This window comes from Candidatus Latescibacterota bacterium, assembly GCA_019038625.1.
GTDB lineage: Bacteria > Krumholzibacteriota > Krumholzibacteriia > Krumholzibacteriales > Krumholzibacteriaceae > JAGLYV01.
Window position 1 is genome coordinate 1 of record JAHOYU010000150.1, and the last position, 2,978, is coordinate 2,978.

The 2,978-nt window shown below is 51.5% G+C and carries 1 protein-coding gene; it reads left to right on the forward strand.

All coding sequences use genetic code 11. The annotated features are described in order from the left end of the window. The first annotated feature begins 618 nt into the window (after window positions 1-618). The gene (locus KOO63_11445) at window positions 619-2,961 is read left to right on the forward strand and encodes a hypothetical protein (protein MBU8922421.1); all 2,343 of its coding nucleotides are present in this window, start codon (window positions 619-621) and stop codon (window positions 2,959-2,961) included. Window positions 2,962-2,978: the final 17 nt, after the last annotated feature.

A 2,978-nucleotide genomic window follows, 5' to 3' on the forward strand; every position in this document is an offset into this window, starting at 1 on the left:
CCAAACGTCAGCGGACCTGGTTTCGGAAATTGGATTGTTTGGAGCGAGGGAATCCACTAGATGAGGCGTTGTTCAGTTGTATTTCGGCGGCGGTGGAAAGCGGGCAGGCTAGGTAGTTCCCATCCGGCAACACCTTACCGCCTGAAAACAGGTAAGTTATAAAGAAATAACGGGATGATTATCCTGCTATGTGATAGGATGTTCTTACTAAGGAAACATCTAAACATGGAGGCGGATTGATTGCACCGTCGTGGAATCAAACATCCACCACCCGACCGACAGCTCATTGCTTTACGACTGTGTTCGTGCCCTTGCCCTTGAAATGGAGGTTGACGGCCGCCAAGTTAGCACCGCTTTTACCAACCATACTCGACGGGCCAAGAGGCGAGCCCTTGGTATCCTGAACGCAAAGAGAAAGAAAAAGCGCAGAGAACTTTTCCAAGATTTGTTGCTGGTCACACGCAACACTCTTGCCATGGCCGAAAACATGACACCGTTACACTGCGACCTGGGTGTTGTACGATTGTCGAATGGAAATTAGGCCGTAGCCAAGCAGCGGGCCAGTCAAAAAACTGGGGTTTCCGGATGAGAACTAGTTAGGAAATGATTGGAAATTTTATGAAGTCTCCTATTTACGCCATCTTTCTGGTCTTTCTGTTGTCGCTTGTGTTCGTATTCCGTTCCAATGCCCAATCCATGATTTTTTCTCCAAGGTGTTCGGTCGTTTACCGGGACACCCTTTTCTTTGGAGGGCAATCGAATCCAAAGAATCCAACATCACCACTCAGTGCAGTTGGTGATGGACTTGGACATCCTTTTGATTCCCCTGTTCCAATCCCGGGGCCTTGGAGGATGGGCAAAGAGAGAATCTCACATATGGCGGTTTTTCAAGGTGATCTTGTTGTTGCCGGAAATTTCGCTAACCGCTACCAGACTTCCCCAGAAAATGGATTGTTCAAGTACGATGGTTTTTGGCAGCCTTTTCAGTTACAACCGCCTGGAAATCCAGGCAGCATCAGCGACGTCCTGGTGTCAGGTGGTGTTCTGTACCTGGCTGGCCGCTTCAAGGATCCGGAGACCGGGATCACGGAAAACGTTTTGGCCTTCGACGGTCACCAATGGCACAAGCTGGGGCTCCATCACGGTTGGCAATACGTAACCAGACTATGCGAATTTGAGGGGATGGTTATTGCTGCTGCTGGTATCCGAAGCCGGGAACTCAATGAGGAATATATTCGCCAGGATGTTCTTTCCTACACCATCTCCAGATGGGATGGCAGTTCTTGGATCAGTCTTAAGAAGAGCAAGGGAGGAATGCCGGTTGCACTCAGTGTTTTCGCCGAAAACCTGTATGTTGGCTTCTTCACTTTGGCGGCAGCTGGTCCCCACCCCTCAGTCATGAGGTTTGACGGTCGTGAGTGGTCTCCTGTAGGGGCGTCATTCCAAACCGGAGCATCGAACGGTTTTGTAAAAGTTGGAGGACTAGGTTCCTATAGGGACAAGCTGGTCGCCGTGGGAAAATTCGATCGAGCTAATGGAGTTCAGATACCTGGTGCTGCCTATCTGTCGGAAGACACATGGCAGCCACTTGGCCTTGAGATCGAGAGCTTACCACAGTGTCTCGCAACCTTTGACCAGAATCTTTGGGTAGGGCAAATCCCGAGAAAGGAAATACCCGGGCTGTTATTCTGGACTAACGAGATACCGGTTGACGCTCCATTGAAACGGGTTGTTGAGCCGGAAATTCACCCCCCCCAGCGACATCCTGAGGTGGCCCCATTCCGCAATGGTGATTTTTCCGAGCGGAAAGACGGGCAACCAGTCGGTTGGACCTATGAGCGAAGCCTCATGGCCTCCATGATCAAGCCTGCCGAAGATTCTCACGCCAAAGACAACTTTGACACTTTGTCTTTTTCAGTTGATGGGGGCGTCCTTGTTCCGCCTCAACCGAGCAAAGGACTTGGGCGATATCTAAAGCAAGAGTTCCCCACTGAAGAAGGGAAAGTCTACCGCGCCAGGGTCAGGGCCAGAGTTGTCTATGAAAGCTCTGGAGGACAGCTTCCAGCCCGGTTCAATCTGAGTGTTGGTCAATCCTGGGATCGGCTTGAAATCACCAAGGATGATTTCCGTTGGTATGAGCTGGAGCTGCCTGGGTCGGATAGGAGTTTTTCGGGTAAGATCACGTTCAGCGGTGGCCGCAGCGGCGGACACCTTGAGATCGCAGAGGTTCAACTGACGGAGCACGACCTTGATTTTACCATGGTTTTCGACGCTTTCTGCCAGGACTTCTCCGGTCAATACGCCAACTTTGAATTTGTCCCTGTTGCCTGGGATTCGCTTGTGGCCCACTGGAGACCGATCGCGGCAGACGCTCAGAACTGCGTTGCCTTCTACAACATCATCCTGAAAATGCTTGGCGAGTTGAATGACCCAAAATTGATTCTCGAAAAACGTGCGAGCGATGTGACCTCAATGCAGCAAACTTCCTGGGATCCTGCGGAGGAAGCCCGGATGAGTGCCATCCGAAAACGCGCGAAAGCCATGTACCGTGGTTCCCCCTTGAGGGATGGCGTACAATCACGACCCAAAGCGGAGTTCGTTGATGTTGATGGGCATCAGATTTTTTACCTGTCGGTGATGGCGGCCTCGCAAAAATTGAAGCTTGAATCGGTAGATGCGTTCCTGACTGAAGTCGCCCGTGCTGAAGGGATCCTGCTGGACCTCAGACACTACCGTTCGAATATGAAAAAGACCAAACACGAAAAAACGATAATAGACAACCTTCCGAAAGTCCCAACAGTTGCCCTGATCGACCCTTCCACCCGGGGGGCTGGGGCCGATATTGCCATTGCCCTGAAGGATCATACGGACATCACCTTCGTTGGGCAGGAATCCGGGACTCCGTCCCAAATAATGGATGAGCTGAACCGCCCCGGGTTTGACGGAGACTCCACAGTCTGAGAGGATGGAGTCATGTC

Coding starts and splice junctions, on each gene's coding strand:
- KOO63_11445 (MBU8922421.1), top strand. CDS start 619: ATGAAGTCTCCTATTTACGCCATCTTTCTGGTCTTTCTGTTGTCGCTT.